The 672-nt window shown below is 49.1% G+C and carries 1 rRNA gene; it reads right to left on the bottom strand.

Annotation, left to right across the window (positions count from 1 at the left end):
• Nucleotides 1-672: ribosomal RNA gene (locus DZ860_RS25360) — 16S ribosomal RNA — on the bottom strand; the annotation flags it as partial.

Genomic DNA, 672 nt, shown 5'->3' with positions numbered 1-672 from the left:
TTCGTTATCGGAATTAASCAGACAAATCSCTCCACCAACTAAGAACGGCCATGCACCMCCACCCAYMGAATCAAGAAAGAKCTMTCARTCTGTCAATCCTCACAGTGTCCGGGCCGGGTGAGTTTTCCCGTGTTGAGTCGAATTAAACCGCAGGCTCCACTCCTGGTGGTGCCCTTCCGTCAATTCCTTTAAGTTTCAGCYTTGCRACCATACTCCCCCCGGAGCCCAAAGACTTAAAGGTTTCCCGGGGACTGCCCGCGATGTCAATTATAGAACCAACGCGGATCATCAGTCGGCATTGTTTATGGTCAGAACTACGACGGTATCTGATCGTCTTCGAAACTCTGACTTTCGCTCCTGATCAATGAAAACATTCTTGGCAAATGCTTTCGCTGTAGTTTGTCTGGCGGCGATCCCAGAATTTCACCTCTAACACCGCCATACAAATGCCCCCGTCTGTCCCTCTTAACCATTACTTCGGATCCGAAAACCAACAAAATAGAACCGAAGTCCTATTTCATTATTCCATGCAAGAATTTTCAGGCGCACAGGCCTGCTTTGAGCACTCAAATTTGTTCAAAGTAAAGATGCCGTCCGCTCCCGACACCCGTTTAAAGGCATCCGGAAGCATGCCGACAGGTCAACAAGACGAACTCGTCAACCCACCAGCAC

Source organism: Vibrio sinensis, from assembly GCF_003605645.1.
Taxonomy (GTDB): domain Bacteria; phylum Pseudomonadota; class Gammaproteobacteria; order Enterobacterales; family Vibrionaceae; genus Vibrio; species Vibrio sinensis.
Note: the sequence above shows the minus strand (reverse complement) of the source record. Positions and strands in the feature narration are given on the sequence as shown.